This window comes from Microbacterium sp. Bi121 (genome assembly GCF_918698005.1).
GTDB lineage: Bacteria > Actinomycetota > Actinomycetes > Actinomycetales > Microbacteriaceae > Microbacterium.
In genome coordinates this window covers 96,381-118,053 of the sequence record NZ_CAKKLJ010000001.1, presented here as the reverse complement: position 1 = coordinate 118,053, position 21,673 = coordinate 96,381, and the positions used below count along the sequence as shown (strand labels likewise).

Genomic DNA, 21,673 nt, shown 5'->3' with positions numbered 1-21,673 from the left:
GATGCCGCGTGCGGATCGACTCTAGCGCTCCGCACCCACAAATGTGAACCGGGTTTCAGGTTTGCGAGGTCACCTGTCCAGCGCCGCGAACCTCTCGATGTCGCTGTTGGTGCCCGAGACGATGATCAGGTCGTGGTTCGTGACCACCGTGTTCGCCTCGGCGTACCGGAACGGCTTGCCGGGGCTCTTGACACCCACGACAGTGACTTTGTACTTGCTCCGCACGCCGGACTCGTTCAGTCCGACGCCGCGGATGAACTTCGGCGGGTACATCTTCGCCAGTACGAAGTCGTCGTCGAAGCGGATGAAATCCAGCATCCGACCGCTCACGAGGTGCGCGACGCGCTCGCCGGCCTCGCGCTCGGGGTAGATGACGTGGTTCGCGCCGACACGGGCGAGGATCTTCCCGTGCGACTGCGAGACGGCCTTCGCCCAGATCTGCGGGACCTTGAGGTCGACGAGGTTCGCCGTGATGAGGACGGATGCCTCGATGAGCGAGCCGACGGCGACGACGGCGACCTGGAAGTCCTGCGCGCCGATCTGCTTCAGCGCGTCGATGTTCCGCGCGTCGCCCTGAACGGTGTGGGTGACCCGATCCGACCACTTCTGCACGAGCTCGAGGTTCTCGTCCATGGCGAGCACCTCGCGGTCGAGCCTGTCCAGCTCGCCGGCGCACGCGGCGCCGAAGCGTCCGAGTCCGATGACCAGCACTGGCGCATCGCTGCGCAGACCTTCAACCAACGATCGGCCTTTCGACGGGCAGCGAATAGAGCTGCGTTCTCGTCGTCGCGGCGACGGCCGCGGCGAGTGTCACTGTACCAACGCGTCCCATGAAGATCGTCAAGGCCATGACGTAGACGGCCGAATCCGGCAGGCTCGCCGTCAGTCCGGTGCTGAGCCCGACAGTGCCGAATGCGGAGATCACGTCGAAGAGCACGTCCTCCGTCGATGCTTTCGTGATCTGCCCGATGATGATGGTCGACAGCGCCACGATCGTGGAACCCCACGCGACGACGCTGAGGGCGACGCGCTGCACGTCGCTCGGGATCCGGCGACCGAACGCGTTGACCGACTGGCGACCGCGGGCCTCCGACCACACCGCGATCGCGAGCACGGCGAGCGTCGTCACCTTGATGCCGCCGGCGGTGGAGGCGGACCCGCCGCCGACGAACATGAGCATCGAGATCGCGAGTTTGGACGACCCGTTGAGGTCGGAGATGTCGATCGTGCTGAAGCCGCCGGACCGCGTCATCGCGGAGAGGAAGAACGACTGGAACGTCGTGTCCGTGGCATCCATCGACCCGAACGTCCGCGGGTTGTCGAACTCGAGGATGATGAACACCACGGCGCCGGCGACGAACAGGATCAGCGTGGTGATCAGGGTGAGCTTCGAGTGCAGCGACCAGCGCTTCACGTGGAAGTGGTGCTTGAGCAGCGTGTAGATGACAGGGAAGCCGATGCTGCCGAGGAACACGCCCACCATCAGCACCGTGAGGACGAAGTAGTCGTCGACGAACTCCACGACGCCGGTGGCGTTCGGCGCGAAGCCGGTGTTCGTGAACGCCATCGCCGAATAGAACGGCGCCTCCCACAGGGCGGTGAGCGGGTGGATGCCGGCCATCACCAGCCCCGGGTACAGCAGCACCGCCAGGACGAGCTCGATGACGATCAGCGACATCGCGACCGTGGTGAGCAGCTGGCCGACCTCGCCGAGGCGGACCGTCTGCCCCTCATTGACGACACCGCCGTGGGCGCGCAGCGGGTTGCTGTCGCCGGCGGCCAGCAGCTTCGCGCGCAGACCGAGCTTCTTCGAGATGACGAGTCCGAGGACGGATGCCAGCGTCAGCACGCCCATCCCGCCGATGTTCACGCCGAGGAAGATCAGCACGTGCCCGAACGGAGACCAGTGCGTCGCCATGTCGACCGTCGAGAGCCCGGTGACGCAGATCGTCGAGACGGCCGTGAACAGCGCATCGCTCAGCGGTGTCACCGTGCGGGATGCGGATGCGATCGGCAGGGAGAACAGCGCAGTGAACACCAGGATCAGCACGGCGAAGATGAGAATCGCGAACCGCGAGGGCGACGACGTGATGATGCGGCGGAAGAAGTGCCAGGTGTTCCGCGGATGCCTGCGGGTCGACGTCGACCAGCCGATGCTCGACATCGCTTCCCTCCAGTAGTCGTCGACTGCTCGACGCGCCTGTCGCACCGAGCCTTCGTCATGGTACTCCGGGCGCGGGACGACTACCCTGAACTTCATGACGGACATCTTCGACGTGATCGCAGACGGCACGAGGCGCGACATCCTCCAGCTCCTGCTGCGGCGGTCGACCGAAGGGGAAGCCGGCACGAGCGTCTCGCACATCGTCAGCGAACTCGGCATCAGCCAGCCGACCGTCTCCAAGCACCTCAAGGTGCTGCGCGATGCCGAGCTGGTCAGCGTCCGAGAAGACGGACAGCGCCGTTTCTACAGCATCGAGGTCGAGCCGCTCGAGGCGGTCGACGACTGGCTCGTGCCGTTCCTCGTCGACGCCTTCGGCGAGAACGCGCCCGACATCGACTTCTCCACGATCCCGCTGCCAGACGGCGCAGCGCACGCAGCCGAGGTGGTCGGTCGTGCCGCGGCATCCGCCAAGCATGTCGTCACGACCGCCCTCAAGCGGCTCGGCGCCTGAACGCCGTCGGTGCAACCAGGGGGTGCGCGAGGTGAGCTCGTCGTTCTTCGACGCTCTCCCGCGGGGGTCCGCGGCCTTCGACAGCGCGCTCGTGATGCGCGATCTGCCCGTGCGCTGGAGCTCGGTCAGCGCCTGAGGCCGGGCGTTGACGCCGGAGCGACGCCGCCCGACCCGATCAGCGCGATCCGATCAGCGCGACCCGATCAGCCCGACCCGATCAGCCCGACCCGATCAGCGCTGTCCGGCCTTGCGGCGGAACAGCCATGCGCCCCACGCCGCGGCGAAGACGAGGATCCCGACGCACCACACGACGGCCCACAGCGGCTGCGTGCCGCTGTCGGTCCCCATCAGCAGCGCACGGATCGTCTCGACGATCGGAGTGATCGGCTGGTACTGGGCGACCGGTTGCAGCCAGTCGGGCATGCTGGCGACGGGCACGAACGCGCTCGACAGGTACGGCAGGAACAACAGGATGAATCCGTAGCCGTTCGCGCCCTCCGGCGAGCCGGCCGCGAGGCCGATGGCGGCGAAGAGGTAGGTGATCGCCAGCAGATAGAGGGTGATGAACAGCGTCATCAGCACCCATTCGCCGAGCGTCGCGGTGGGGCGGAAACCGACCAGCACCCCGACGCCGATCACGATCGCGGTGGCGACGAGGTTGCGGACGAGGCTTGCGACGACATGGCCGGTGAGCACGGCGCCCGACCGGACGGGCATGGTGCGGAAGCGGTCGATGATCCCGGTGCGCATGTCGTTCGCGACGTACACGGCGGTGGATGACGCGCCGAAGCCGGCGCAGGTGAGGATGATGCCCGGTACGACGTAGTCGACGTATGCGCCTGATGGGTCGATCGCGCCGCCGAAGACCCACGTGAACATAAGCATGAGCATCACGGGGAGCATGATCGCCATGAGAAGCGATTCCCCATCGCGGATCGAGTGGGTGAGGCTGCGTCCGACGAACACGAGCTCGGCGGTCAGCCCGCGCAGGCGGGGTCGGACTGCGGGTGCGGATGCCGCGACAGCGGCGAGTGCGGTGGTCACTTCGACTCCTTCACGAGTTCAGGGGCTGCTTCGGGTGTGGTGACGGCGAGGAAGACATCGTCGAGGGTGGGGCGGCGGAGCGTGACGACACCGTCCGCTCCCCGGCTGTCCAGGTCGTCGAGCGCCCGACGCAGACCGGAGACCGTGCCGTCGGTGGGAATCTCGTGAAGCAGTGCACCGTGCTCGTCATGCAGTTCGACCGTGTCGCCGCCGATGCGGGCCTTGAGCTCGGCTGCGGTGCCGAGCGCCGCGACCCGGCCCTCGTGGAGAACGGCGATGCGATCAGCGAGCTGATCCGCCTCCTCGAGGTACTGCGTTGTGAGGAACACGGTCGTGCCGGCCGATGCGAGCGAACGGATGATGTCCCAGAGGTCGCGGCGGCTGCGGGTGTCGAGGCCGGTCGTCGGCTCGTCGAGGAAGAGCACTTCGGGCGTGATGACGAAGCTCAGTGCCAGGTCTAGCCGGCGGCGCATGCCGCCGGAGAACGTCGAGACGCGTCGAGACGCGGCATCCGTCAGAGAGAAGGCGTCGAGCAGCACGTCCGACCGGCGGCGACTGGCGCTTCGGGACAGGCCGGCGAGGCGGGCGAACATCACCACGTTCTCCGTTGCGGTGAGCCCGTCGTCCACGGCGGCGGACTGACCGGTGAGGCTGATGCGGCGCCGCACCTCGACGGGGGAGGACGCCACATCGAATCCGCTGACGGCGGCGGTGCCGGCATCAGGGTGGATGAGAGTGGTGAGGATGTTGATGGTCGTGGTCTTCCCCGCGCCGTTCGGCCCGAGCAGGGCGAACACCTCACCGCGTGACACGGTGAGGTCCAGTCCGTCGATGACGGTCTGTGCGCCGAAGGTCTTGCGGAGTCCGCGGACCTCGATGACTGATGCGGTCATGGTCGCTTCCTTCTGAGTGAGTGGCAAACTGTGTACGTCGCATACAATTGTGTATGACCATAACACACTGTTTATTCAATACACAGAATTAGGATGGTCGACATGAGTGACGTGGAACCTCCTGAGCTGCCCAGGGGCATCGCGCTCGCCTGGGGCGTCGCGGCGAACCCGCAGCGCGGGCCCAAGCGCGAGATGAGCGTGGAGAAGATCGTCGAGGCCGCGATCGAGCTCGCGGATGCCGAGGGGCTCGGTGCCGTGTCGATGGCGGCGGTCGCCGCCCGTCTCGGATTCACGCCGATGTCTCTGTACCGGTACGTCAGTGCCAAGGACGATCTGCTGCTGCTCATGCAGGAAGAGGCGACCGGGTTGCCGCCGGAGGAGCATGCAGAGCAGGAAGGGTGGCGCGCCAAGCTGAGCGCGCTGTTCGAGGCGCAGGCGACGGGCTACCTCGCCCATCCCTGGATCCTGTCGATCCCGATCACGGGCTCACCGATCACGCCGAACAGCTCGGCCTGGCTGGACGCCGGGCTAGCGAGCCTGAACGGCACACCGCTGAGCGACGTCGAACGTCTTGCCGTGGTGCTCGCGGTCACGGGGTCGGCGCGCTGGTACGGCATCATCATCGCCGGGTACGCGGAGCAGGCCCGTTCGACGGGCATGACCCCGGAGGAGATCACCGTCCTCGAGGCCGGTCTGTTCGATCGGGTGATCTCGGCCGAGGAGTATCCGGCGCTGCGCACCGCGATCGACGCGGGCGTCTTTCTCTCGGAGGACGACCCCTTCCACTTCGGCATCGAGCGGGTGTTCGACGGCGTCGAGGCGTACATCGCCGGCCTCGAGCGGGGAGAACCGCACGTCTCCGTCGCCGATTGGGTCGGGACCGAGCCGTCGGGGATCACGGAGGACAAGCGTGTGCGCGAGGCGCGCAAGAGCGTACGCGCCGCCGAGAAGGCGCTGCGCGACGCGCGCAAATTCGAACGCCAAGCGGTGAAGGACGCGCGTGGGCGCCTGGATCGCTGACAGGAACTCCACAGCAGTCACATAGATCACATTCGTCCCATAGGTTTACACGGGCCCCGTCTTCCCCATAGAGTGATGCATCAGCAAGAAAGGGGTACGGGGGATGCCCGACGTTCCAGAAGTACGATTCCTGACGGTCGCAGAGGTCGCAGAGATCATGCGCGTGTCCAAGATGACCGTGTATCGGCTCGTGCACTCCGGCGAGCTGCCGGCGATCCGCTTCGGCCGCAGTTACCGTGTGCCGGAGACCGCAGTAACGGACGCGCTGCAACGTCCGATCAGCGACGTCGGCTGACGACGTCGCTGCGCGCTCGGCTCGTGTGCATCACGCCGCCGCGTGTTTGCTAAACTGATCCGAGGCATTTTCCGTGCCCGTACCCGGGTGTCCGATTTTCGAGACGCCCAGCCCCTGACTTAGTGAGGTTTCCGTGGGTTCAGTCATCAAGAAGCGCCGCAAGCGCATGGCGAAGAAGAAGCACCGCAAGCTGCTTCGCAAGACTCGCCACCAGCGCCGCAACAAGAAGTAAGCGGCCAGAACACCGAGCGCCCCAGGCCGGCTTTCGAGCCAGTCGACGGGGCGCTTCGTGTCTCTGCTGCGCACTCGTTCCAGTTGATTGAGGGAGCCATGAAGTCCATCACCATCGCCGATCTCGATGCTCGTGAGAACACGCCGCTCATCGATGTGCGCGAACGCGACGAGTTCGCCGCCGGGCACGTGCCAGGGGCGGTCAACATCCCGATGTCCGAGATCGGCAATCGTCTGGACGAGCTCCCAGCAGAGGCGTTCGACGTCATCTGCCAGGCCGGTGGACGATCGGCTCGCGTCGTGCAGGCGCTCGAGGAGCGCGGCTACGACGCCACCAACGTCGAAGGCGGCACCGGAGAATGGATCTCCGCGGGCAAGCCGGTCGAGAAGCCTGCCCCGTGACGACGACGATCACCGTCATCGGCAGAGACGGCTGCCATCTGTGCCCGACAGCTCTCGGCATCGTCGAGCAGGTCGTCGCCGATCTTCCCGATGAGATCGGAGACGACATCGAGATCGTCGAACGGTCGATCGAGGACGATCCTGCGCTGCACGAGCTGTGGTGGGAGAAGATCCCTGTCGTGCTGATCGACGATGAGGTGCACGCCTACTGGCGCGTGTCGGCCGACAAGCTGAGGCAGAGACTGGAGGAGTCGAAGTGATCCGTCACGTCGTCACGTGGAAGCTCGCAAGCGAGGATGCCGAGGAGCGTGCAGTGCAGGCCGCAGAAGTCGCGCGGCGGCTGAACAGCCTGGACGGCGTCGTGCCGCAGCTGCGATCGATCTCCGCCGGTGCGAACACGCTGTACGCCGATGTGAACTGGGATGTCACGCTCGTCGCCGACGTCGACTCGGTCGAGGCCCTCGAGCAGTACCAGGTGCACCCGGCGCACGAGGAGGCCGCCGGCTACATCCGCACCGTCGTCGCGTCCCGCGTCGCCGTCGACTTCGAAGTCTGACCTAGCGGTACAGCAGGTCGTCGGCGACCAGCTCGCTCCACTGCGGAACCGCGAACCTCTCCGGATCGTCCCAGTCTCCGGCGACGATCTGCGAGAACGCGCCCTCGACGCCGAACAGTTTCTCGAGCGGCGTCCACTGGGATTCGCCGGGCATCGGCATCAGTGACCGTTCTTCGAGTGCTCCGGGGTGGATCTGCTCGAGCAGCGACAGCAGGCGGACCCCGGTGTGCACAGGGCGCAGTGCTTCGGGATCGGTGACGTGCAGGATGACGCCTTCGCACGCTTCGCCGCTGTGGTCGCGGACGAGCGGCGTGAAGCCGTACGGAACCGCGGCGAGGCCGGGCAGCTCGGCGGCTGCGATGGCGGCGGCGTAGCGCTCGCCGTCGATGAACGGGGCCGCGATGACGCGGAACGGCACCGCGGTGCTGCGGCCCTCTGACACGTTCACGCCTTCGGCCAGACACGTGCCCGGGTACAGCAGCGTCGTCGCTGCCGACGGGAGGTTCGGCGACGGCGGCATCCAGGTGAGCTCCTGTCGGCCGATGGCCGTCTCATCCCGGCGCCACCCCGCTGCCTCGATGACGTGCAGGTCCACATCGATGCCGCGCGTTCGAACCCAGTGCCTCGCCAGCTCTCCGATCGTCAGCCCGTGGCGGATCGGCATCGCCCAGCGTCCGACGAGGGACTGCGCCCGCTCATCGAGCATGGGTCCCTCCGCCCGGTCCAGGCGTCCGCCGAGCGGATTGGGCCTGTCGAGGACGATGACCGTGACGCCCGCGTCGGCGCAGGCCTCGATCAGATGACTCATCGTCCAGATGTACGTGTAGAAGCGCGCCCCGACATCGGGCAGATCGACGAGCACGGCGTCCAGGTCGGCGAGGTCGGCGGCGGTCGGGCGGACGTCGGCCCCGTACAGGCTGCGAACCGGCACTCCCGTCACGGGGTCGGCATCGTCGCCCACGAGCTCGCCCTCGCGTGCCCGACCGCTGAGGCCGTGTTCGGGGCCGAAGAACAGCGAGAACGCCCAGCCCCCGGCAGCCAACGGCTCGCGGCCGCGCTTCAGGTCGGAGGTGAGGGCGAGGTCGTTCGTCAGCATCCCGAGCCGTGCGCTCCGCAACCGGGAGAGCAGAGCGTCGTCGAAGTCATGGCGGATGAGGCGGTCGATTCCGAGGAGCATGGATCAGTCGATTCTGTGTGCGGTGACGGCGTCGTAGGTGCGTTGCAGGTTGTCGGCGATGGTGTCGTAGTCCGCCTGCGCGATGCGGGTGTACAGGAAATCGAGCACGGCGAGCTGTGCGATCCGGCTGGACATGGCGCCCGAGCGGAACGTCGACTCGGAGACGGCCGTCACGAGTACGAGACCGCACACCCGGGCGAGCGGGGAACGCGGATTGTTCGTCAGGGCGATCGTCGTGGCGCCGGCCGCAGCCGCGACCTCGGCGGACTGCACGATCTCGAGTGTCCGGCCCGAATGCGAGATGGCGATCGCGACGTCGTGCTCGGTCAGCAGAGCGGCGCCGGTGAGGGCGAGGTGCTGATCCGTGCGCGCCTGCGCGACGAGTCCTGCGCGGTGCAGCTTCTGCTCCAGGTCGTGCGCGGCCAGGCCGCTGGACGCCGTGCCGTAGATGTCGATGCGTCTGGCCGTCCTGATCGCGCGGACGCAGCGTTCGAGGTCCTCCACGTCGATCTGCCTGGCCGTGCGCTCGATCGCGGATGCCTCGGCGAAAGCGATCTTGCGGATGGTGGTGACGGCGTCATCGTCTCGGCTGACATCGCCCGCGGACACCTGGAAGCGTTCGCGATCCGACTCCGTCCTGTCGAGCTCCGTGGCCAGGGCGAGACGGAAGTCCGGGTACCCGGCGAAGCCGAGGCTCTGAGCGAACCGCGCGATGCTCGCAACGGACGTGCCGCTGGCCGAAGCCAGCTGAGTGATGGACTTCTCGACCACGCGGTGGGGCTCGGCGAGCACATGCGTGGCGATCCGCTGCTCGGTCGGCGTGAGCGCGGACCGCCGCTGATGGATCGCGGTCATGGCACTGGTGGGCACGCGCCCATCATGTCAGAAATTGTTTCCAGTCTGTAACTAATTTTCGGAAAGGCTTGATATCTTGGAAGTCATTGCCCAAGGTGGGGGAATGCACGACAGCGTTGTCGCCGCCGAGCTCCAGGCGGTGCTTCATTACCGAGAGGAACCTCATGCGTAATCGCCCGATTCGCCTCGCGTTCACCGCAGGCCTGGTCGTCACGGGTCTCGCCGTGGCCGGCTGTGCACCGGCATCCGATGCCGGCGAGGATGACATCACGCTGAAGATCTGGTCATGGCAGGCCTCGTCGTCGCCCAAGTGGGAGGCGGTGTTCGACGTCTACGAAGAGGCCCACCCCGGTGTGACCATCGAGTTCGAGGGGTTCCAGCCCACCGAGTACAACCAGATCCTCGCCACAGGGCTCGAGGGCAGCGACGGACCGGATCTCGCCATGCTCCGCGCCTACGGCGGCGTGCAGGCGGCGATCCAGTCGGAGCAGCTGGTGCCGATCGATGACATCGTCGATGGACTCGACCAGTTCGACCCCACCGTGCTCCGCGCGGCCCAGGGACGTGAGGACGGCGCCACGTACGGCGTTCCGTTCGCGTACCAGACGATGCAGATGTTCTACAACAAGACCATGTTCGATGAGATGGGTCTTGCGGAGCCGACCGACTGGGACGAGTTCATCGACCTGCAGGAGACTCTGCTCGACGAGGGCGTGACGCCGATGGCGCTCGGCGCTCGCGAGGACTGGGTGCTTCCGATGTTCCACGACATCGTCGGCTCGGCGCGCTACGGCGGCGCCGACTTCGAGGAGAAGGTGCTCAGCGGAGACGTCGATTTCACCGACGCCGACTACGTCGCCTCGCTGCAGATCGTCAAGGACATGCAGAAGTACCTCGACAAGAACGTGAACGCCATCGCCGTCGCAGACGCCGTGCTGCAGTTCACCTCAGGCCAGGCCGCTCAGTGGCCTGGTGGATCGTTCGACCTGCCGACCTTCCAGGATTCCGCTCCCGACACCGAGTGGGGCGTCTACGAGGTGCCGCCGGCGCCCGGCAGCGTCCTCGACCACGCCGTCACCCCCGGCTACGCCGACGGCAGCTTCGGCATCAATGCATCCAGCGACCAGCAGGATGCCGCGGCCGAGCTGCTGAACTGGATGACCACGGCGGAGTTCGGACAGCTCGTGGCCGACGAGGTCGACCAGTTCTCCGCACTGCCCGGCGTCAAGTACTCCGACCCGCTGATGCAGGAGATGAACGAGCAGTACACCGCCAACCCGGCTCCGTACCTGCTGCTCGTCGACTTCCGCTACGGCGACCCGACGGGTACCGCCGTGCTCGGCCCTGACGTCCAGGCGATGTTCCTCGGCGACAAGACACCCGAGCAGCTCGGCACCGACCTGCAGTCCGGTGTGTCCACCTGGTTCACTCCAGGATCCTGATCGACTCCGCATCCTGACCGTTCCCGGTGGCGCCGCTCGCGGCGCCACCGGGAACCGAAAGACATCCCATGGCTCTGACACTCCCTGTGCGCCGGCGTGAGAAGGCAGGGCGAACCCGCACGGGCATCGCTCTGACGACTCCGACGGCGCTGCTGTTCGTCCTCCCGGCCGCTGCACTGTTCGCGGTGCTCATCCTGTACCCGATGCTTGCCGCGCTGAGCTACTCGTTCTTCGACTGGCAGGGGACGAAGCAGGGCGGGTTCGCCGGCATCGGCAACTACATCACGCTCCTCACGAAGGAGCCGTACGCGTCGGAACTCTGGAACGCGTTCGGACACAACCTGCTGCTGTTCGCCGGCGCCATCGTGTTCCAGAACTCGCTGGGGCTGGGCATCGCGACGCTCCTCCACCGACGCGGCCGCTCGAAGCGGTTCTTCCAGACGATCTTCGCGTTGCCGTACCTGGTCAGCCCGATGGTCATCGGCTACCTGTGGTCGCTGATGCTGTCTCCGCTGTTCGGACCCGTCAACGCGATCCTCCGCGGCGTCGGGCTCGAAGGCTTGGCGCTGCCGTGGCTGGGGGATCCGAACCTCGCCATCTGGGTGATCGTGCTCGTGAGCGCCTGGCAGTGGATCGGCTTCCCGATCCTCCTGTACGGGGCGGCTCTGGGAGGGATCCCGGAGGAGATCGAGGAGGCTGCTTCGTTGGACGGCGCGACGGCCGCTAAGCGATTCCGCTACATCACGCTGCCGATGCTCACACCGACGATCGGCATCATCACCGTGCTGACCTTCATCGGCAGCATGGAGTCCATGGCGATCCCGTTCGCGCTCGCCGGATCCAACGGAGCACCCGCCGGTTCGACCGACGTCATGATGCTGCTGTTCTACCGGACCGCGTTCGAATCGGGGAACCCGAACTCGATCGGCGTCTCCTCCGCTCTCGCGACCGTGCTGTTCATCTTCATCATGGTGATCTCGGTCGTGATCACCTCCTCCATGCGCCGAGCCGAACGGAAGCTGTTCTGATGAGCACCGTCACCGCCACCGCCGTCGACGACGCGACGACCGAAGCCATCGTCTCCGGACGCCCGCCCGCACCGCGTCGACGCCGCCGCGTCCGTTCGGACACGCCGCTCATCGGCCGTGTCTTCGCCAACGTGTTCCTGTGGGCCTACGCGCTCGTCGCGATCGGGCCGCTCCTGCTCATGGTGAACAACTCTCTGCGCAGCCAGCAGCAGATCGCCTCCGAACCGCTGGGACTGCCGTTCCCCGCCACCTTCACGAGCTTCCAGAAGGCCTGGGTCACCGCATCCTTCGACACCTACTTCATCAACTCGATCACCGTCACAGTCGGATCGGTCATCGTCACGACCGTCGTCTCGGTGCTCGCGGCGTACGCATTCGCCCGCGCGAGGGCGAAGTTCTTCCGCGGGATCGAGGCGGTATTCCTGTCCGGGCTCATGCTGCCCGTCCACCTGGCGATCCTGCCGCTGTTCTACTTGCTGGACTCGCTCAAGATGACCAGCAACGTGTTCAGCCTGGTCCTCGTCTACGGCGCTCTCGGCATCCCGTTCACGACCTTCGTGCTGACAGTGTTCTTCCGTGCGCTGCCTATCGAGCTCGAAGAAGCGGCCCGCATCGACGGAGCAGGGCCCCTGCGCACCTTCATCATGATCCTGCTGCCGCTGATCCGCCCGGCGCTGGCGACGGTGATCGTGTTCCGCTTCGTCCCGGTGTGGAACGACTTCTTCTATCCGCTCATCCTGCTTCGCGATCGCGACTCGTACACGCTGCCGGTGGGTCTCACCCGCTTCTTCGGCGAGTACTCGACCGACTGGCCGCAGCTGTTCGCCGGGCTCACGATCGCGACCATCCCGCTGGTGGTGCTGTTCCTGCTCGCGACAAAGCAGATCATCAACGGGCTGACCTCAGGCATGAGCAAGTGACCACGGAGCGTCGGTCATGGTGAACGGCGCGCCGGGGTCGGCATGGGCATCGGTGCGCGTCGTCCGCGCCGGCGCCGAGGAGCAGCGGATGCTCGCCGGTGCGCCGTCTGCGCATGACGCCGGTCCGCTGCGACCGGACCACCTGTTCGACCTGGCGTCGCTGACCAAGGTCTTCACGACCGTGGCCGCGCTGCGGTTCGTGGAACAGGGGCTCATCGATCTCGACGCACCGGTATCCGAGATCGCCGCCGTGGGTTCGGGATCGGATGCCGCTCGCGTCACGCTGCGGCACCTCCTCACGCACTCTTCCGGCCTCCCGCCCGAGTGCTGGCTCTGGCGCGACGGTCTCCTCGGAGACGAGCTCAGGGCGGCAGCGCTGCGCACGGAACTGCGCGCCGTGCCGGGGGAGGAGCACTGCTATTCGGATGTCGGATTCATCGCCGTCGGCGAGATCCTCGAGCGTGCGTCCGGTCGGTCGCTGGAGGAGATCGTCGCCGAGGTCGCCGTCGCGCTCGGCGCCGACTCGCTCACGTGGCGACCGGAGAGGGAAAGGGCGGTCGCCACGGAGGAGCAGCCGCATCGCGGACTGATCCGCGGCGAGGTCCACGACGAGCTCGCGCACGCGCTCGCCCGCCCGTCAGGACACGCAGGGCTGTTCGGCAGCGCGGATGACGTCGCAGCCCTGGCCAGGATGGTCCGCGACGACGGCGATGGTCCGCGCTCGCGCGTGCTGACCTCGGCGAGCGTCAGGCTGATGTCGGCACCGGTCATCCGGGCCGAGGCGGGGTACGGACAGGCGATCGGACTCCGAGTGCGAGACCGTTCGTGGATGGGCGAGGTGGATGCCGTCGGCCACACCGGATTCACCGGGACCTGCTTCGCGGTCGATCGCGACTCGGGCGGTTTCGGCGTGCTTCTGCTCAACCGGGTGCACCCCACCCGGGAGGGAACCGACGTCAGCCTCATTCGCAGAGATTTCCTGCGACCGATCGGCTCCGATGGCGGTGAGAGCATCCGCACCACGGCGGGGAGCGAAACGGAAACGTAACCCGCAAGGTGGGAATTCTGGTCTGCTCCGTGTCAGGATGATCTGCATACCCGTAAGCGGGCCCCACGGCCCCGTCAGTCTGGAGCGGTCATGACCCGTCGCCGTCACCTCGTCCTCGGCCTCGCCCTCGCGGCGACGGCCGCCCTCACCCTGTCGGGCTGCGCCGGCGCGGGCAACGATGCGGGAGGCGACGACGCCCCGGCATCCGGTGGTGACGACTACGGACTCGTCGAGGCGGGCACGCTCACCATCTGCTCCGACATCCCTTACGCGCCGTTCGAGTTCGAGGGCGGCGACAACGGCACCGGATACACCGGCTTCGACATCGATCTGCTCGATGCGATCTCGAAGAAGCTCGACCTGAAGCTGGCTGTGCAGGACGTCGGCTTCGACGCGCTGCAGTCGGGCACCACGCTCGCATCCGGCACGTGCGACCTCGGCGCATCCGCGATGACCATCACCGATGAGCGCAAGGCGAACCTCGACTTCTCCGACCCCTACTACGACTCGCTGCAGTCGCTGCTGGTCCCCGCCGACTCGGACATCAAGACCATCGACGACCTCGATGGCAAGATCGTCGGCGTCCAGCAGGGCACGACCGGTGAGGCGTACGCGACCGAGAACGCGCCGGGCGCGGAGCTTCTGCAGCTCCCCTCCGACGGCGAGCTGTGGCCGGCGATCCAGGCCGGCACCATCGACGCGATCCTGCAGGACCAGCCGGTAAACATCGAGCACGAGAAGGCCGACCCGAACTACAAGATCGTCGAGGAGTACGACACCGGCGAGTCCTACGGCTTCGCCTTCGCCAAGGGCGAGAAGACCGCCCTGCTCGACGCCGTCAACACTGCGCTGCAGGAGCTCCGTGACAGCGGCGACTACGACACGATCTACGACACGTACTTCTCCGCCAACTGAGTTTCGCGCAGGACGGTAGATCGGGAGGACCTTGCCGATGGCGTTGAGGCGCACTCAGAAACAGAAGCTGTACCGCTACACGGTGTACGCGATCCTCATCGCGCTTGCGGTGTGGGCGCTGGCGACAGCCAACTGGGCGCGGCTCGGTCCGCTCTTCTTCAACCCCGAAGTCGCGCTCAAGATGCTTCCGGGCATCATCACCACCGGGCTGGTGAACACGCTGTGGTTCACCGCTATCGCGTTCCTCGGCGGGTTGCTGCTCGGCGTCGTGCTGGCGCTGATGAAGCTCTCCGTGATCGCGCCTTTCCGGTGGATCGCGACGGTGTGGATCGAGCTGTTCCGCGGCCTTCCAGCACTGTTGACGATCTTCGCGATCGCGTACATCCTGCCCATCGCCGTCGGCGTGCGCAATCAGGATCTCGGCGGTCCGGTGGTGCTCGGGCTCGTCGGCCTGATCCTCGTCGCCTCGGCGTACATGGCCGAGACGATTCGCGCCGGGCTCCAGGCCGTGCCGAAGGGGCAGACCGAGGCCGCGCGGTCGCTCGGCATGTCGCCGATGAAGACCACGTTCTGGATCGTCATCCCGCAGGGCTTCCGCATCATCATCCCGCCGCTGACGAACGAGTTCGTGCTGCTGCTCAAGGACACCTCGCTGCTGTTCATCGCCGGAAGCTTCATCTGGTCGAAGGAGCTCACGACCTTCGCCCGTGACGCTACGACGCAGAACGGCAATGGCACCCCGCTGATCATGGCAGCGCTGCTGTACCTGATCGTGACCATCCCCCTCACGCGATTCAGCGCGTGGCTCGAGCGACGAATGGCGAGGCAGCGATGAGCACGGATCTGATCGACGTCCACGCCCCGGCCATCGAGGTCCGCGGGCTGGTCAAGAGCTTCGGCGACAATGAGGTGCTCAAGGGCATCGACCTCACGGTCACCGGCGGCGAGGTCGTCTGCGTGATCGGGCCGTCGGGTTCTGGCAAGTCGACGCTGCTGCGTTCGGTGAACATGCTTGAAGAGCCCACCGGCGGCAGCATCCTCGTCGAGGGCATCGACATCACCGACGAGGACATCGACATCGACCGCGTGCGCACCCGCATCGGCATGGTGTTCCAGAGCTTCAACCTGTTCCCGCACCTCGACGTGATGGGCAACCTCACGCTCGCGCAGCGGCGGGTGAAGAAGCGCTCGAAGGCCGAAGCCGAGCGGGTCGCGCACGAGATGCTCGCGCGCGTGGGGCTCAGCGAGAAGGCCGACGCGTACCCCGGCCACCTCTCCGGTGGTCAGCAGCAGCGTGTCGCGATCGCGCGTGCGCTGTGCATGAACCCCGACATGATGCTGTTCGACGAGCCGACGTCTGCGCTCGACCCCGAGCTCGTCGGCGAAGTGCTGCAGGTCATGCGCTCGCTCGCGGATGACGGGATGACGATGCTCGTCGTCACGCACGAGATGGGCTTCGCCCGCGAGGTCGGATCCCGCCTGATCTTCATGGACGGCGGACACATCGTCGAGCAGGGCGACCCGCGCGAGGTGCTCGCGAACCCGCAGCATCCGCGCACGCAGGACTTCCTCTCGCGCGTGCTCTAGCGCCGTCTCGCGGTCAGGCGCGCGGGCGGACGGCGACGGGGACCGGCTCGATTCCGAGCCAGACCCGGTCGCCGAAGGCTGGATGCTGGTGCGCGTCGTGCTGCACGCGGACCAGTTCGCCGGTGTCGGTCTTGACGAGCGTGCGGCGGATGCTGCCGAGGAACGTGCTCTCCTCGACGACGCCTCCGGTCGCGGCATCCGCCTCGCCGGTGAACCGCAGGTTCTCGGGGCGCAGGTGCACCTCGACCTCACCGATCGCGGGAGTGTTGACGGGGAGTGCGCGTCCCCACACCGTCACCGTGTCGCCGGATGCTGTGCCCGAGACGACGCTCGACAGCCCGACGAACGCGGCGACGTGGGCGGTCGCAGGGCGCAGGTACAGCTCCTCCGGGGAGTCGATCTGGTCGATGCGCCCGGCATCCATCACCGCGATCCGGTCGGAGACGGCCAGGGCCTCCTCCTGGTCGTGCGTGACGAACACGGTCGTGATGCCCAGGCGCAGCTGGATGCGGCGGATCTCGTCGCGCAGTTGGACGCGCACCTTGGCGTCGAGCGCCGAGAGCGGCTCGTCGAGGAGCAGCACCCGCGGCTCGGTGACGAGGGCGCGGGCGAGAGCGACGCGCTGCTGCTGCCCGCCCGAGAGCTGGTGCGGGAACCGGTCGGCGAAGCCGTCGAGGCCGACGAGAGCAAGCGCGTCCAGCGCTCGGCGGCCCGCCGCGGCCTTGCCGACACCCCGGCGACGCAGGCCGAACGCCGTGTTGTCGGCGACGCTGAGGTGCGGGAACAGCGAATACGCCTGGAAGACCATGCCGATGTCGCGCTTGTTGGTGGGGACGCGCGAGACGTTCTGGCCGCCGAGCAGTACGGCGCCGGCATCCGCGTTCTCGAGACCGGCGAGCACGCGCAGCGCGGTGGTCTTGCCGCATCCCGACGGTCCCAGCAACGACACGAACTCGCCGGGTGCGATGTCGAGATCGACGCCGTGCAGCACGCGGTTCGAGCCGTAGCTCTTCTCGATGCCCTCGAACTGCACGCGGGTCCCCTCGCCGGCCTCGGCGAGCAGCTGGTTGTCCTTGGTCGCGGGGAGCGCGGTGGTCATTGCGTGGCCTTTCGGTTGCCGCGTGCGGCGCGGCCGATGATGAGCAGCAGGAGGAAGCAGAACAGCAGCGCGAGCAGCGTGAAGATCGCGGGTGCGTAGGCGTCCTGCTTGCCGACGACGACCATCGCCGTCTGGAACACCTGCCGGTTCAGGAGGGATGCGATCGTGAACTCGCCGAGCACGACGGCGATCGAGATGAGGGATGCCGACAGCAGCCCTTGGCGCAGGTTCGGTGCGAGCACCCTCAGGACGACGGTCGGCCAGCTCGATCCGAGCGAACGCGCGGCCTCGGAGAGCGTGCGCAGGTCGGCGGCGTCGATGGATGCCTGGATCGAGCGGTACGCGAACGGCAGCACGGTGATGCCGTAGGCGAAGGCGAGCGTCCACGTGCCTGTGCCGAACGCGCGACCGATCTGCAGGTAGATCGGCGAGAGCCCGACGACGAGCACGATCGCGGGGATCGAGATCGGCAGGAGAGCTGCGAACTCGAAGACCGGCTTGAGCGTCGGGAACCGCAGGTTCACCAGGATCATCGTCGGCGCGAGCAGAAGCAGGACGATGACGACCGTGACGAGGGCGAGGATCAGCGAGTTGCCGAGGCCCGTCCAGATCGGCTTGATCGCCGCGGATGCCGCCGGGTCGATCAGTGCGGCCCAGCGTTCGAACGACAGACCGCCGTCCTTCCCGCGCAGTGTGTACAGGAACGTCGAGACCAGGGGGATCGCGAAGAAGGCGCCGATCACGATGCCGATGACCCAGCGCGTCACGCGAGAGGGGGCGAGCTTGTTCATGACTGCCACCTTGCAGCCCGCCGCTGGATCAGCGAGTACAGCGCCATCACGACGCCGACGATCCCGATCATGCCGAGCGCAAGGGCGCCGGCGAGATTCTCGCGGCCGAGCACGGTCTCGCTGGTGAGCGCGGCGCGGATCTGCAGCGGAACGATCTGCGAACCCTGACTGGCGAGGGCGGCCGCGGTCGCGTACGACGAGAACGCGTTGGCGAACAGCAGCAGGAGGCTCGCGAGGAACGACGGGGCGAGCACGGGGATGCCGATGCGGGTCCAGAAACCCAGACGCGTGCCGCCGAGAGTCAGATTCGCCTCGGACCACTGCGGCTTCAGCGCCGCGAGCGCCGGCATGAACGTGATCACCATGAGCGGCACCTGGAAGTAGATGTAGGGGAAGATGAGCCCTGGCACCTCGTAGAGCCACATGCCGTTCTCGAAGATGTTGAACCCGAACGAGTCGCGCAGCAGCACCGTGATGACACCCTGGGCGCCGATCGTCGCGATGAACGCGAAGGCGAGCATGACGCCACCGAACTGTGCGAGGACGCCGGCTGTGGCGTCCACGCTCTGGCGCACAGCGCCCTGCGGGTTCATGCCGAGCATGGCGTAGCAGACGAGGGCACCGGCGACCGCGCCGATCACGGCCGTGAGCAGCGAGACCCAAGCGGAGTTCGCGAAGGTGGTCAGCACGACGGGGTCGACGAGGGCTGCGACGTTGGTCCACGTGAAGGCGCCGTCTCCGCCTGCGAATCCGGAGCCGATCGCGAGGATCGTCGGTACGGCCAGGAACAGCAGGACGTACGCGCCGAACGGCACCAGTCCCAGCCATGCCCAGGAAAGGCCGGACCGCCGGACCGGTTGATCCGGCCCGGCGGTGATGGGGGCGGATGCCGCAGCATCCACCCCCTGGATCAGAGTGGTCACTGGACGGCCGCGGCCCACTTCTCGCCGAGCAGGGTGCCGGCTGCCGTGGACTGCGCCTCGGTCGGGACGACCGTCTCGGCTGGGACCTCGGGGAGGGCCGCTGCGAGGTCGGCGTCGATCGTGCCTGCCTCGGTCATGGCCTCCATGCGAGCCGGACGAGCGCCGCCCTTCAGCCACAGGTTCTGCACGTCGTCGCTGTAGAGGAACTCCTGCCACAGGCGGGCCGCCGCCGGGTTGGGGGCATCCTTGTTGATGGCCTGGTTGTAGTACGAGGCGTAGCCCGTGCCGTCCAGGACGACGACCTTCCAGTTCTCGTTGTCAGCGCCGGCAGCGGCGTTCAGGTAGTCCCAGTCGAAGACGACAGGGGTCTCGCCGCTGGTGATGGTGGCGGGCGTGACGTCGACCTTCAGGAAGTTGCCGGCCTTCTGCAGCTCCCCGAAGTACTCGATGCCGGGGGTGAAGTCGTCGAGGTCGCCGCCGGACTGAACCGCCGCGAGGCCCACAGCACCGAAGGCGGAGCCGGCCTGCGTCGGGTCGCCGTTGATCGCGACGGCGCCCTTGAAGTCGGCACCCTTGAGATCGTCGAGCGAGGTGGGCTCGTCGAACTTCGAAGCGTCGTAGCCGATGGACATGTACCCGCCGTAGTCGCCGACGAACAGGCCGGTGGGCTCCTTGAGCGCGTCGGGGATCTCGTCGAAATTCTCGACCGTGTAGGGCGCGAACATGTCGGTGTTCGCCAGCGCGACCGCGAGGCCGAGGTCGAACACGTCGGGCGCGGTGTCCAGGCCCTGGTTCGTCTCGGCGGCCGTGATCTCCTCCTGGCTGGAGACATCAGGGGAGGCCTCGTTGATGGTGATCTCGGGGTAGCGCTCGGCGAACAGGTCGAGGATCTCGCCGTAGTTCGCCCAGTCGCGGGGCAGGGCGATCACGTTCAGCGCGCCCTCGGCCTTGGCTGCGGCCTCGAGGTCTTCGAACGTGCCGAAGTCGGCGAGTGAGGTGGCGGATGCGGCGTCGACGGCGTCGCCGCCGTCCGTGCCGTCTCCTGCGCTGCTGTCTGCCGCGCAGGAGGTCAGTGCCAGGGCGGCGGTGGCTGCCAGGGCGATGCCGGCGACGAGACGCGAGCGGCGGGTAATGGTTGCCATCAGGTGGGTTCCTCTCGGTGTCCGGCGCGGGCGCGCCGGAATTCGGGTTGCGTCAGGACGCTACGGTGCGAGAGTTACCGGATCGTCCGGCGACGGTGAACGAGAGGTGACGCGGGCGCGAACGCGACGCCAGCGGTCAGTCTCGCGGGACGTTGTATTTGAAGCCCACGTGCGAGCCGACGTATCCGAGGCGCTCGTAGAACCGGTGCGCCTCGGTGCGTGCGGCGTCCGAGGTGAGCTGCACGAGTACCGCGCCGAGAGCGGGAGCCGCGGCATCCGCTACCCAGTGCATGACGGCCGAGCCGATGCCGGATGAGCGCAGGTCGCTGCGCACTCGCACCGCCTCGACGAGCAGGCGGCGCGAGCCGCGTCGCGCCATCCCGGGAATCGAGGTGAGCTGCAGTGTGCCCACGACCGCGACGTCGATCTCGACGACGAGCAGATCATTCGACGGATCGGCGAGGATCTCCTCCAGCGCGGTTTCGTAGGCATCGCGGTCGGTGTCGGATGCGACGTCGCCACGTGCCGCGCTGATCGGGTCATCCGCGAGCAACGTGATCAGTGCGTCGATATCACCGCTCGTCGCGCGGCGCAGGGTCGCGGCGCCGGCGCGGCGATCGAACGGATGCGGCAGCGGAAGAGCGTCGAGCATGATTCCAGTCTGTCATCGCCGATCGCACGTGCGAGGGATACTGGAGGGATGGAGATCGGTGAGCTGCTCGGGCTCGAACAGCTCACCTGGGGGATGCTGATCTTCGTCGTCCTCGCGGCGTTCGGCGCCGGCTGGATAGACGCCGTCGTCGGGGGCGGCGGGCTGCTGCAGCTGCCGGCCCTGCTGCTCATCCCCGGCATCGCGCCGGTGCAGGCGCTCGCGACGAACAAGCTCGCCTCGGTGTTCGGCACCGCGACCAGCAGCGTCACGTACTACCGCCGCGCGAAACCCGACATCCGCACGGCCCTGCCGATGGCAGGAATCGCACTTGCCGGGTCCTTCGGCGGAGCAGCGGTGGCTACCGTTCTGCCGCCGGCAGCCTTCAAACCGATCATCGTCGTGGCGCTGCTGGCAGTGGCGATCTTCACGGTGTTCAAGCCCGAGATGGGGGCGGCGACCAAGCTGCGCTTCGCCGGGCACAAGCACCACATCATGGCTGGTGCTGCCGGCCTCGTGATCGGGTTCTACGACGGGATGATCGGGCCGGGCACCGGAACGTTCCTCGTCATCACGCTCGTGGCGCTGATGGGCTATGACTTCCTGCAGGCGAGCGCCAAGGCGAAGATCGTCAACCTCGCCACCAACGCCGGCGCGCTGCTGCTGTTCATCCCGCACGGATCCGTGCTGTGGCTGCTGGGCGGCATCCTCGCCGTCGCGAACGTCGCGGGCAGCTACCTGGGCTCTCGGATGGCGATCGCGCGCGGCGCGACGTTCATCCGCGTCGTGTTCTTGATCGTCGTCGTGGCGCTCATCGCGAAGCTCGGTTTCGACGTATGGAACGAGAACATCGTGCCGGGGCTCGCCCTGCTCGCGGAGCACTGACCCACCTGCTGAGCCCCCGTCTTATCGCCGAGACCCCGTCGTAGATGCGCGAATACGACGGGGTCTCGACAGCAAGACGGGGGCTCGGCGTGAGAG

At 67.2% G+C, this 21,673-nt stretch carries 26 protein-coding genes; 15 read left to right on the top strand and 11 right to left on the bottom strand.

Annotation, left to right across the window (positions count from 1 at the left end; translation table 11 throughout):
- Positions 1-69: 69 nt before the first annotated feature.
- On the bottom strand, positions 70-741 hold the full coding sequence (locus tag LQZ87_RS00555; RefSeq protein ID WP_230101498.1) for a TrkA family potassium uptake protein: 672 nt from the start codon (positions 739-741) through the stop codon (positions 70-72).
- Complete coding sequence (locus LQZ87_RS00550; protein WP_230101914.1) at positions 734-2,164, bottom strand: potassium transporter TrkG; 1,431 nt, start codon at positions 2,162-2,164, stop codon at positions 734-736. Before LQZ87_RS00550 ends, LQZ87_RS00555 begins: the two co-directional genes overlap by 8 nt.
- A gap of 94 nt (positions 2,165-2,258) precedes the next feature.
- Between LQZ87_RS00550 and LQZ87_RS00545 the strand changes: the two genes are divergently transcribed.
- Positions 2,259-2,675 carry a metalloregulator ArsR/SmtB family transcription factor gene (locus LQZ87_RS00545; protein WP_230101497.1) on the top strand — a complete coding sequence of 139 codons (417 nt, stop codon included), beginning with the start codon at positions 2,259-2,261 and terminating at the stop codon, positions 2,673-2,675.
- A 231-nt stretch (positions 2,676-2,906) separates the two neighbouring features.
- Here LQZ87_RS00545 and LQZ87_RS00540 read toward each other — a convergent pair whose 3' ends face one another.
- Entirely contained in the window at positions 2,907-3,719 is an 813-nt protein-coding gene (locus LQZ87_RS00540; protein WP_230101496.1) for an ABC transporter permease, read from the bottom strand.
- A complete protein-coding gene (locus LQZ87_RS00535) occupies positions 3,716-4,612 on the bottom strand; it encodes an ATP-binding cassette domain-containing protein (protein ID WP_230101495.1) in 897 nt (298 codons plus the stop codon). The genes LQZ87_RS00540 and LQZ87_RS00535 overlap by 4 nt, the downstream gene beginning before the upstream one ends.
- 102 nt (positions 4,613-4,714) lie before the next feature.
- On the opposite strand from LQZ87_RS00535, the gene LQZ87_RS00530 reads away from it, so the two are divergent.
- The 6 genes from LQZ87_RS00530 to LQZ87_RS00505 all read left to right on the top strand — a co-directional run bounded on the left by LQZ87_RS00530 (position 4,715) and on the right by LQZ87_RS00505 (position 7,116).
- Complete coding sequence (locus tag LQZ87_RS00530) at positions 4,715-5,632, top strand: TetR/AcrR family transcriptional regulator (RefSeq protein ID WP_230101494.1); 918 nt, start codon at positions 4,715-4,717, stop codon at positions 5,630-5,632.
- A gap of 103 nt (positions 5,633-5,735) precedes the next feature.
- Positions 5,736-5,927, top strand: coding sequence for a helix-turn-helix domain-containing protein (locus tag LQZ87_RS00525; RefSeq protein WP_230101493.1), 192 nt, complete (start codon positions 5,736-5,738; stop codon positions 5,925-5,927).
- 133 nt (positions 5,928-6,060) lie between these two features.
- Positions 6,061-6,159 (top strand): AURKAIP1/COX24 domain-containing protein, encoded by a 99-nt coding sequence (locus LQZ87_RS00520; protein ID WP_003792170.1) that lies wholly within the window; start codon positions 6,061-6,063, stop codon positions 6,157-6,159.
- 98 nt (positions 6,160-6,257) lie between these two features.
- Positions 6,258-6,560, top strand: a complete 303-nt coding sequence (locus tag LQZ87_RS00515; protein WP_230101492.1) for a rhodanese-like domain-containing protein — start codon at positions 6,258-6,260, stop codon at positions 6,558-6,560.
- Positions 6,557-6,820 carry a glutaredoxin family protein gene (locus LQZ87_RS00510; protein WP_230101491.1) on the top strand — a complete coding sequence of 88 codons (264 nt, stop codon included), beginning with the start codon at positions 6,557-6,559 and terminating at the stop codon, positions 6,818-6,820. Before LQZ87_RS00515 ends, LQZ87_RS00510 begins: the two co-directional genes overlap by 4 nt.
- Entirely contained in the window at positions 6,817-7,116 is a 300-nt protein-coding gene (locus tag LQZ87_RS00505; protein ID WP_230101490.1) for a Dabb family protein, read from the top strand. The genes LQZ87_RS00510 and LQZ87_RS00505 overlap by 4 nt, the downstream gene beginning before the upstream one ends.
- Before the next feature lies 1 nt (position 7,117).
- Here LQZ87_RS00505 and LQZ87_RS00500 read toward each other — a convergent pair whose 3' ends face one another.
- Together LQZ87_RS00500 and LQZ87_RS00495 are read right to left on the bottom strand one after the other, a co-directional pair.
- Positions 7,118-8,293 (bottom strand): DUF1343 domain-containing protein, encoded by a 1,176-nt coding sequence (locus LQZ87_RS00500; protein WP_230101489.1) that lies wholly within the window; start codon positions 8,291-8,293, stop codon positions 7,118-7,120.
- A gap of 3 nt (positions 8,294-8,296) precedes the next feature.
- A complete protein-coding gene (locus LQZ87_RS00495) occupies positions 8,297-9,163 on the bottom strand; it encodes a MurR/RpiR family transcriptional regulator (RefSeq protein WP_230101488.1) in 867 nt (288 codons plus the stop codon).
- Positions 9,164-9,312: 149 nt separating this feature from the next.
- Here LQZ87_RS00495 and LQZ87_RS00490 point away from each other — a divergent pair, with 149 nt between their 5' ends.
- From LQZ87_RS00490 to LQZ87_RS00460, 7 genes are all read left to right on the top strand, one after another.
- Entirely contained in the window at positions 9,313-10,590 is a 1,278-nt protein-coding gene (locus LQZ87_RS00490) for an extracellular solute-binding protein (protein WP_230101487.1), read from the top strand.
- A 68-nt stretch (positions 10,591-10,658) separates the two neighbouring features.
- A complete protein-coding gene (locus LQZ87_RS00485) occupies positions 10,659-11,618 on the top strand; it encodes a sugar ABC transporter permease (protein WP_230101486.1) in 960 nt (319 codons plus the stop codon).
- On the top strand, positions 11,618-12,538 hold the full coding sequence (locus tag LQZ87_RS00480) for a carbohydrate ABC transporter permease (RefSeq protein WP_230101485.1): 921 nt from the start codon (positions 11,618-11,620) through the stop codon (positions 12,536-12,538). Before LQZ87_RS00485 ends, LQZ87_RS00480 begins: the two co-directional genes overlap by 1 nt.
- A 16-nt stretch (positions 12,539-12,554) precedes the next feature.
- Positions 12,555-13,586 (top strand): serine hydrolase domain-containing protein, encoded by a 1,032-nt coding sequence (locus LQZ87_RS00475; RefSeq protein WP_230101484.1) that lies wholly within the window; start codon positions 12,555-12,557, stop codon positions 13,584-13,586.
- A 90-nt stretch (positions 13,587-13,676) separates the two neighbouring features.
- The gene (locus tag LQZ87_RS00470; RefSeq protein ID WP_230101483.1) at positions 13,677-14,501 is read left to right on the top strand and encodes a transporter substrate-binding domain-containing protein; all 825 of its coding nucleotides are present in this window, start codon (positions 13,677-13,679) and stop codon (positions 14,499-14,501) included.
- Between the two features lie 37 nt (positions 14,502-14,538).
- On the top strand, positions 14,539-15,336 hold the full coding sequence (locus tag LQZ87_RS00465) for an amino acid ABC transporter permease (protein ID WP_230101482.1): 798 nt from the start codon (positions 14,539-14,541) through the stop codon (positions 15,334-15,336).
- Entirely contained in the window at positions 15,333-16,088 is a 756-nt protein-coding gene (locus LQZ87_RS00460; RefSeq protein WP_230101481.1) for an amino acid ABC transporter ATP-binding protein, read from the top strand. Before LQZ87_RS00465 ends, LQZ87_RS00460 begins: the two co-directional genes overlap by 4 nt.
- A 13-nt stretch (positions 16,089-16,101) precedes the next feature.
- Here the strand turns inward: LQZ87_RS00460 and LQZ87_RS00455 are convergent, their stop codons facing one another.
- From LQZ87_RS00455 to LQZ87_RS00435, 5 genes are all read right to left on the bottom strand, one after another.
- Positions 16,102-17,187, bottom strand: coding sequence for an ABC transporter ATP-binding protein (locus tag LQZ87_RS00455; protein WP_230101480.1), 1,086 nt, complete (start codon positions 17,185-17,187; stop codon positions 16,102-16,104).
- Positions 17,184-17,978, bottom strand: coding sequence for an ABC transporter permease subunit (locus tag LQZ87_RS00450; RefSeq protein ID WP_230101479.1), 795 nt, complete (start codon positions 17,976-17,978; stop codon positions 17,184-17,186). The genes LQZ87_RS00455 and LQZ87_RS00450 overlap by 4 nt, the downstream gene beginning before the upstream one ends.
- The gene (locus LQZ87_RS00445) at positions 17,975-18,856 is read right to left on the bottom strand and encodes an ABC transporter permease (RefSeq protein ID WP_230101913.1); all 882 of its coding nucleotides are present in this window, start codon (positions 18,854-18,856) and stop codon (positions 17,975-17,977) included. Before LQZ87_RS00445 ends, LQZ87_RS00450 begins: the two co-directional genes overlap by 4 nt.
- A gap of 41 nt (positions 18,857-18,897) precedes the next feature.
- Entirely contained in the window at positions 18,898-20,043 is a 1,146-nt protein-coding gene (locus LQZ87_RS00440; RefSeq protein WP_230101478.1) for an ABC transporter substrate-binding protein, read from the bottom strand.
- 136 nt (positions 20,044-20,179) lie between these two features.
- A complete protein-coding gene (locus tag LQZ87_RS00435) occupies positions 20,180-20,695 on the bottom strand; it encodes a GNAT family N-acetyltransferase (protein WP_230101477.1) in 516 nt (171 codons plus the stop codon).
- A 48-nt stretch (positions 20,696-20,743) separates the two neighbouring features.
- Between LQZ87_RS00435 and LQZ87_RS00430 the strand changes: the two genes are divergently transcribed.
- The gene (locus tag LQZ87_RS00430) at positions 20,744-21,577 is read left to right on the top strand and encodes a TSUP family transporter (protein WP_230101476.1); all 834 of its coding nucleotides are present in this window, start codon (positions 20,744-20,746) and stop codon (positions 21,575-21,577) included.
- Positions 21,578-21,673 lie beyond the last annotated feature (96 nt).

Excerpts from the sequence above, each read along its gene's own strand:
- LQZ87_RS00550 (WP_230101914.1), bottom strand. The coding sequence starts at position 2,164 with ATGTCGAGCATCGGCTGGTCGACGTCGACCCGCAGGCATCCGCGGAAC.
- LQZ87_RS00545 (WP_230101497.1), top strand. The coding sequence starts at position 2,259 with ATGACGGACATCTTCGACGTGATCGCAGACGGCACGAGGCGCGACATC.
- LQZ87_RS00535 (WP_230101495.1), bottom strand. The coding sequence starts at position 4,612 with ATGACCGCATCAGTCATCGAGGTCCGCGGACTCCGCAAGACCTTCGGC.
- LQZ87_RS00530 (WP_230101494.1), top strand. The coding sequence starts at position 4,715 with ATGAGTGACGTGGAACCTCCTGAGCTGCCCAGGGGCATCGCGCTCGCC.
- LQZ87_RS00525 (WP_230101493.1), top strand. The coding sequence starts at position 5,736 with ATGCCCGACGTTCCAGAAGTACGATTCCTGACGGTCGCAGAGGTCGCA.
- LQZ87_RS00515 (WP_230101492.1), top strand. The coding sequence starts at position 6,258 with ATGAAGTCCATCACCATCGCCGATCTCGATGCTCGTGAGAACACGCCG.
- LQZ87_RS00500 (WP_230101489.1), bottom strand. The coding sequence starts at position 8,293 with ATGCTCCTCGGAATCGACCGCCTCATCCGCCATGACTTCGACGACGCT.
- LQZ87_RS00490 (WP_230101487.1), top strand. The coding sequence starts at position 9,313 with ATGCGTAATCGCCCGATTCGCCTCGCGTTCACCGCAGGCCTGGTCGTC.
- LQZ87_RS00485 (WP_230101486.1), top strand. The coding sequence starts at position 10,659 with ATGGCTCTGACACTCCCTGTGCGCCGGCGTGAGAAGGCAGGGCGAACC.
- LQZ87_RS00480 (WP_230101485.1), top strand. The coding sequence starts at position 11,618 with ATGAGCACCGTCACCGCCACCGCCGTCGACGACGCGACGACCGAAGCC.
- LQZ87_RS00475 (WP_230101484.1), top strand. The coding sequence starts at position 12,555 with ATGGTGAACGGCGCGCCGGGGTCGGCATGGGCATCGGTGCGCGTCGTC.
- LQZ87_RS00470 (WP_230101483.1), top strand. The coding sequence starts at position 13,677 with ATGACCCGTCGCCGTCACCTCGTCCTCGGCCTCGCCCTCGCGGCGACG.
- LQZ87_RS00465 (WP_230101482.1), top strand. The coding sequence starts at position 14,539 with ATGGCGTTGAGGCGCACTCAGAAACAGAAGCTGTACCGCTACACGGTG.
- LQZ87_RS00460 (WP_230101481.1), top strand. The coding sequence starts at position 15,333 with ATGAGCACGGATCTGATCGACGTCCACGCCCCGGCCATCGAGGTCCGC.
- LQZ87_RS00455 (WP_230101480.1), bottom strand. The coding sequence starts at position 17,187 with ATGACCACCGCGCTCCCCGCGACCAAGGACAACCAGCTGCTCGCCGAG.
- LQZ87_RS00450 (WP_230101479.1), bottom strand. The coding sequence starts at position 17,978 with ATGAACAAGCTCGCCCCCTCTCGCGTGACGCGCTGGGTCATCGGCATC.
- LQZ87_RS00440 (WP_230101478.1), bottom strand. The coding sequence starts at position 20,043 with ATGGCAACCATTACCCGCCGCTCGCGTCTCGTCGCCGGCATCGCCCTG.
- LQZ87_RS00435 (WP_230101477.1), bottom strand. The coding sequence starts at position 20,695 with ATGCTCGACGCTCTTCCGCTGCCGCATCCGTTCGATCGCCGCGCCGGC.
- LQZ87_RS00430 (WP_230101476.1), top strand. The coding sequence starts at position 20,744 with ATGGAGATCGGTGAGCTGCTCGGGCTCGAACAGCTCACCTGGGGGATG.